Genomic DNA, 6,165 nt, shown 5'->3' with positions numbered 1-6,165 from the left:
CCAAGGAAGGCAGGCGCAACCGAGAATTGATTAATGCTTGGTAAATCACGCTTGACTCATGAATGTTGCCATGCAGCAATCGCATCGCAGCATAGCTATATGCTGGCGGCATTCTGCGGCCGCTTCCAGTCCTTAATTGGAGAGTAAAATGGAACAGAATGTTGAGAAGCATGAGTACGAGCCCCCCAGCTTGACGGTTCATGGTTCGATTGAAACCATCACGCAGGGTGGCGCTGGCTCGACGGCGCTTGACGTGAGCTTTCCCGCACACACGCCGGTCGGCGAGCTGACTTTCTCGTAAGCTTGCAGGCTACCCGGGAGTCTAAGTTGGGGCTCCGGATACTACCAACAGGCGAGCCGGGGGGGCCTTGTCCCCCGGCTTCCTCCCCAGGATCGCAGGCAACCGATCCCGGCCAAGGTCCAAGGGCGCGGCGGGCCAGCAACGAGGTTTTAGCATGCACTGGAACCCTTCGGACCATGACCGCGTGGTCGCGACCGGCGAGGCGGTGGCTTGTGAATTCGGCGCCGGATTGGCGCTGCTCCACCTCAAATCCAATGTCTATTACAGCCTGAACAGCGTCGGCGCTTTCATTTGGGAGCAGATCCAGGAGCCGCGATCGGTCCTCGATATCCGCGGCGCCGTGCTTGCGCGCTACAATGTCGATGCCGAGCGCTGCAAGGCCGATGTCGAAGGCTTGCTGAAGGGGCTGACCGAAGCAGGGCTTGCGAGGCTCCACAGTGAGGAACTGGTCTAAAGCATGCCTCCCGAAAGCGGGGACCGGTTTCGGGATAAAGACATGCGTCAAATCAAAGACCTAAAGCGCATGGAGCGAATCCGAAGGATCGCGACGCGCTTTAGGATCCGGTCGCTGAGCGGCCGGGAGATGCTGTTTCTGGCGCGGTGCCTGGCGGTGGTGAGCGGCGTGCGGCTCGCGCTGACGCTTTCCTCCTACAACCACGTCCGCGGCCTGGTCACGCGGCTTGATGCGAGGCGCGACGCCGGCATCGCCGACCTGCGGCGCGTCGCCTGGGGCGTTGCCGCCGCCGCGCGGCTGGTGCCGGGCGCCAGTTGCCTCACCCAGGCGCTGGCCGGGCAATATCTGCTTGCTTGCCAGGGCAACGCCTCGAAGATCAGCATCGGCATCGAAAGGGGGACAGGCAGCGAACTCAGGGCGCATGCCTGGTTGATGAGCGGCAATCACATCGTGCTTGGCGGCTCGATCAACGGATTTACCCACCTTGTCGACCATGGGTCGTGACCGATGAGCGGCGTGGCCGGCATCCTGCATATCGGCAACGGCAGGCCCGCCGCGGCCAGCGACATCCAGCAGATGCTTTCGCGCATGCGCCATCGTGCCCGCGACGGCAGCTCATGGCGGACGGAGGGCAGCGTGGCGCTCGGCCACGCCTGGCTCGACACGACCAGCGAGGACGGGCCCGGTCCCCTGGCGATGGCCGGCGGCAAACTCGCCATCACCGCCGATTGCCGGCTGGACAATCGCGACGAGCTTTTGGCGCGGCTGGGCCTGCGCGACCGGTCGATTGCCGACGCGATGCTCATCATGCGCGCTTACCTGAAATGGGGCGAGGCCTGTCCGACCTACCTGCAAGGCGACTTCGCCTTCGCGATATGGGACCGCGATCGTCAGGCCCTGTTTTGCGCGCGCGACCATTTCGGCGTCAAACCCTTCTACTATCATTCGACCGCAAGGCGCTTTGCTTTCGCCTCGGAGATCGGGCCGATCCTGGCGCTGGACGGCGTCGGCAGGCGCCTCAGCGAGCACCAGATTTCCGGTTTTCTCGCCGGCCTGCCGGACGATCCGCAGGCCACGCCCTACGCCGAAATCTTCCGCTTGCCGGCGCGACACAGCATGATGGTGTCGGGCCACGGGATTGCGCTGCGGCGCTACTGGCAGATCGAGCCGTCACAGCGGCCGCCACGCGCTGACGCGGCCGAAGAATTCAGGCATCTCTTCGCGCAGTCGGTGGAGAACCGGATGCGTGGCACGTCGGCTGTCGGCGCCATGCTGAGCGGCGGCCTCGATTCATCCTCGATCACATGCCTTGCAAGCCTCAGGGCAGCGGCGACAGGCAACCCGAAGCTCAAGACCTTCTCGCTGGTGTTCGACAAGGGCTCCTCCATGGACGAGAAGCCGTTCATCGATGCGGTGCTCGACGACAATCCGCTCGACGCCACGCTGATTGCCGTCGGCAACTACGCACCCTTCGCCGAGTTCGAGCGCATCCTGGAGGAGCAGGAAGGCACGTTCCTGGCGCCCGGCCTGTCCTTGACGCGCGACCTTTACCGGACGGCGGGCGCAAAGGGCGTCAAGGTGCTGCTCGACGGACACGGCGGCGACGAGGTCGTCTCGCAGGGCCACGGACACCTTCACGAGCTCGCCAATGCCGGCAGATGGCTGGAGCTTTGGCGCGAGTTGCGCAGCGCGGCCAACACCTATGGCGACGGCATGCTTCCGCTCTATTTCAAGTTCCTGACCATCTATGGGCCGGCCTGGCGAATCGCCAGGATGAGGGCGGCGGCCAAACGCCTTGTCCGCAAGGTGCGGCGCGGGCCGGCGCAGGCGCCACGCGCCGCCTGGGCGGGTCTGGTCAATCCGGGTCTTGCCGGGCGCACCGATCTTACCGAGCGCTTTCATCGCAGCGGCTACATGCCCGCCGCCGTCAGCGCCAGCGAAGCGCTGACGCATCGCTGGCTTCTGTCGACCGGGCTGGTGCCGCACGCTTTCGAAGTGCTCGACAAGGCCGCCGCCAATTTCGGCGTCGAGCCGCGCTATCCGTTCTGGGACAAGCCGCTCGTCGAATTCTGCCTGGCGCTGCCCGGCGAGGAAAAGCTCAAGGACGGTTTTGGCCGCCATGTGCTGCGCCGGGCCATGCAAGGCGTTCTGCCGCCGGCCGTGCAATGGCGGCGCGACAAGATCGATTTCACCACCAACCTGGTCAATGGCATGCTCGGCAATCACCGCGAGCTTCTGGACAGGCTGCTTATATCGGACAGCGAGCGGATCGCACCCTATGTGAACCTGCCTGCAGTGGCCGCGGTCTATGACCGGATGCTGCGCCAGCCCGAGCAGGCGACCCTGCCGGACGTCCAGCATGTCTGGCGCGCGGTTTCGCTGTCGCTGTGGCTGCGGCAAGTTGAGGGAAACCCCGCATGAACCTTCCGATCGCTTCCCTTGCGCGATCCGAGCCGCAAACGGCGGCGGCGAGCGGACGTGTCCGCCGTTTCTACAAGGCCTACGGGCTGGTGATCGGCTCCGAAGTGGCCTTGCCTGAGCTGGAGCCGACGCGCCCGGCGACACCGGATCTGGAGATCGCGGTGGGGCGGGTCGATTTTCCCGGCGCGGCGTCCCAGCGTGCCACCGCCTTCCGTTTTGAGCCGACGCGCCAGTATCTTTCCTGGCAGGCGGTCGGCACGTTCTTGATCAGCGGCGTCAACCGCATCTATGTCGATCCGGCACCAGGGGTCGACGATCCGCTGCTCGCCTTTCCGCTGCTCGGGCCGGTGATGGCGCTCGCCCTGCATCAGCGCGGGCTGCTCGTCCTGCATGCCAGCGCCATTGAAGTCGACGGCAAAAGCGTGATCTTCATGGGCGACAAGGGCGCCGGCAAATCGACCACGGCAGGCGCGATGATCCGCGCCGGCCATCGACTGCTCACCGACGATGTCGTGGCGCTGGATTTGTCCGACCCGGACTGGCCGATGATCCTGCCCGGATTCCCGCAGCTCAAGCTTGCGGCGGACGCGGCCGGCGCCATTCGCCTCGAGCAGGCGGAGGTGCGCCCGCAGGTGCATCCGCAGATCGACAAGGCGCAGCATCGGCTGCGTGACGGATTTGCGGCCGAAGCGGTGCCGGTGTCGCGCATCTATGTGCTCGAGCGGGGCGTGCGGGCGGCTATCTCCCCCCTGTCCGGCGCAGCCGCGCTGCCGGCGATCATCAAATTCTCCTATATCACGCGGTTCGGCCGGCAGGCGCTGCCGGGCGATTTCGCCGCCCTGCATCTGCGCCAGTGCGCGCAGATCGCCGGGCGGGTCGGCGTCAGCCGGCTGGAAGTGCCGGCCGGACTCGACCGGATCGACGAAGCGGTCGCCGCGATCGATACCGACCTGGCGTCCGGGACAAGGTGAGCCGGGACATGAGCTGGCCCTCGAAGCTTCGCCTGTCGCTGTTGCGGGACATCACCGGCTTCGGCGCCATGATGGCGCATGTCGGCGGGCGACGCACCGCGACGGCGCTGACCTTCCTGATCCTGGGCAGCCTCACCGAAGGCATCTCGATCCTGCTGCTCGTCCCGCTGCTGCGCCTAATCGGCAGGGCCGAACAGGATTACGCAGTTCCACTGCCGGAAGCCTTGCATTGGCTGGTGCCCGGCGGAACGCTGTCGCTGGCGACGGTGCTGTGCCTGCTTGTCGCGCTGGTGGCGCTGCAGGCGATTTTCAACCGCTTCAAGTCGGTCTACATGGCGCGGCTGCTCTACGATTTCGTCAACCGCGTGCGCATGAACCTGTTCGAGAGCATCGGCCGGGCGCGCTGGGGTGTTTTCACCCGCATCCGCAGCTCCGATCTCGACCACGCGCTGAACGGCGACGTCGACCGGGTGCAGGTGGCTGCCTTCTCGCTGCTGATGCTCACCCAGGCGACATTGCTTCTCACCGGCTATCTCGTGGTCTCACTGTTCATCTCGCCGGTGATGACGTCCTTCGCCATCCTCATCGGACTGATTCTGCTGGTTGCGCTGCAGCCGTTCCGGGCACGCGCCAGCGCCTATGGCCGCACGCTGACCGGCAACCGCCAGGACCAGTATCGCACGGTCTCCGAGTTCCTCGGCGGCATCAAGGTCGCCAAGAGCCTCAATGTCGAGGCGAGCTATTTCGCCGAGCTCGGCGCGACGCTGGACAGGATGAAGGCCGACAACATAGCCTTCGTGCGCAACTCTTCGCTCGGCACCGCCCTGTTCCAGATGGCGAGCGTGATCGGGCTCAGCCTCTTCATCTACACCGCGCTGGTCCGCTTCCACCTTTCGCTTGCCGAGATCGTCGTGCTGCTCCTGGTCTTCATGCGGGTGGCGCCGCGCTTCATGGACATGCAGCTTCAAACCCAGCAGGTGCTGATCAACCTGCCGGCCTACGCTTCGATGCAAGCCCTTCAGGCCCGCTTCGACGCCGAGCGCGAACCGACCCAAGGCATGGCCGAACGAGGCGCGAGACTGTCGCTCGAGACCGGCCTCAACATCCGCGAGGCATCGTTCGCCTATGGCGAGGGTGACGCAAGACCGGTGGTCAGCGATATCACCTTCGACCTGCCCGCCGGCAAGGTGACGGCGCTGATCGGCCCTTCCGGCTCCGGCAAGAGCACGATCGCCGACATGCTCCTCGGTCTGCTCGAACCCACCAGCGGCCGGATCCTGGCCGACGGCGTGGAAATCACCGCGCAGAATCGCAGGGCGTGGCGCGATCAGGTTGCCTATGTACCGCAGGATGTGTTCCTGCTGCATGACACGATCGCCGCCAATCTTCGTCTTGCCGCGCCTGGGGTCAGCGACGAGGAGCTATGGGCGGCCCTGCGCAACGCCCATGCGGCCGATTTCGTGGAACGGCTGGCATCGCGGCTCGATACGGTGGTGGGCGACCGCGGTGTCCGGCTCTCCGGCGGCGAGCGGCAGCGCATCGCCTTGGCGCGGGCGCTGCTGCGCAAGCCGTCGCTGCTCATCCTCGACGAGGCGACGAGCGCGCTCGACTGGCAGAACCAGTCGCTGATCGCGCAATCGATCGAGGCTTTGCGCGGCCGCATGACAATTTTGACCATCGCGCATCGGCCGTCGATGATCGCCTTCGCCGACTGGGTCGTGGCCATCGAGAACGGGCGCATCGTCGAGGTCGGACAATACCGGCGGCTGAAGGCAAAAGCCGGCAGCCGGCTGGCCAGGATGCTGTCGGGCGAGCAGGCCGAGCGCGACAGCGCGCCCCCGGCCGAGGCCGGATTGGTCCCGGCGCCGGTCGAACGGTCAGTGGAGGCTGCGTCTGGCGCTTAGCTTTTCGCCGTCGGCGACCTTGTTCAGGATTGCCCCGCGGTCGGCTTCGCGGATCTTGTCGGCCGAAGTCGGCGTTGCCCTGCCGATCATGGCAAAGACCAGAAGGAAATAGCC

6 protein-coding genes are annotated in these 6,165 nt (G+C 65.6%); all 6 read left to right on the top strand.

Annotation, left to right across the window (positions count from 1 at the left end; all coding sequences use genetic code 11):
- Positions 1 to 148 precede the first annotated feature (148 nt).
- The gene (locus tag EOA28_RS21570; protein ID WP_127249359.1) at positions 149 to 301 is read left to right on the top strand and encodes a lasso RiPP family leader peptide-containing protein; all 153 of its coding nucleotides are present in this window, start codon (positions 149 to 151) and stop codon (positions 299 to 301) included.
- Positions 302 to 455: 154 nt separating this feature from the next.
- Positions 456 to 755 carry a PqqD family protein gene (locus tag EOA28_RS21565; protein WP_095817672.1) on the top strand — a complete coding sequence of 100 codons (300 nt, stop codon included), beginning with the start codon at positions 456 to 458 and terminating at the stop codon, positions 753 to 755.
- 42 nt (positions 756 to 797) lie between these two features.
- On the top strand, positions 798 to 1,259 hold the full coding sequence (locus EOA28_RS21560) for a lasso peptide biosynthesis B2 protein (RefSeq protein ID WP_245463147.1): 462 nt from the start codon (positions 798 to 800) through the stop codon (positions 1,257 to 1,259).
- A 3-nt stretch (positions 1,260 to 1,262) separates the two neighbouring features.
- On the top strand, positions 1,263 to 3,176 hold the full coding sequence (locus EOA28_RS21555) for a lasso peptide isopeptide bond-forming cyclase (protein ID WP_128315238.1): 1,914 nt from the start codon (positions 1,263 to 1,265) through the stop codon (positions 3,174 to 3,176).
- On the top strand, positions 3,173 to 4,147 hold the full coding sequence (locus EOA28_RS21550) for a serine kinase (protein WP_127249356.1): 975 nt from the start codon (positions 3,173 to 3,175) through the stop codon (positions 4,145 to 4,147). Before EOA28_RS21555 ends, EOA28_RS21550 begins: the two co-directional genes overlap by 4 nt.
- 8 nt (positions 4,148 to 4,155) lie before the next feature.
- Positions 4,156 to 6,051: an ABC transporter ATP-binding protein gene (locus EOA28_RS21545; RefSeq protein WP_127249355.1), complete on the top strand. Its 1,896-nt coding sequence runs from the start codon at positions 4,156 to 4,158 to the stop codon at positions 6,049 to 6,051.
- Positions 6,052 to 6,165 lie beyond the last annotated feature (114 nt).

Origin of the sequence: Mesorhizobium sp. M2A.F.Ca.ET.067.02.1.1 (genome assembly GCF_004023285.1) — a bacterium.
Taxonomy (GTDB): domain Bacteria; phylum Pseudomonadota; class Alphaproteobacteria; order Rhizobiales; family Rhizobiaceae; genus Mesorhizobium.
This window is presented reverse-complemented; position numbering and strand designations above follow the sequence as displayed.

Coding starts and splice junctions, on each gene's coding strand:
- EOA28_RS21555 (WP_128315238.1), top strand. CDS start 1,263: ATGAGCGGCGTGGCCGGCATCCTGCATATCGGCAACGGCAGGCCCGCC.
- EOA28_RS21550 (WP_127249356.1), top strand. CDS start 3,173: ATGAACCTTCCGATCGCTTCCCTTGCGCGATCCGAGCCGCAAACGGCG.
- EOA28_RS21560 (WP_245463147.1), top strand. CDS start 798: ATGCGTCAAATCAAAGACCTAAAGCGCATGGAGCGAATCCGAAGGATC.
- EOA28_RS21565 (WP_095817672.1), top strand. CDS start 456: ATGCACTGGAACCCTTCGGACCATGACCGCGTGGTCGCGACCGGCGAG.
- EOA28_RS21545 (WP_127249355.1), top strand. CDS start 4,156: ATGAGCTGGCCCTCGAAGCTTCGCCTGTCGCTGTTGCGGGACATCACC.
- EOA28_RS21570 (WP_127249359.1), top strand. CDS start 149: ATGGAACAGAATGTTGAGAAGCATGAGTACGAGCCCCCCAGCTTGACG.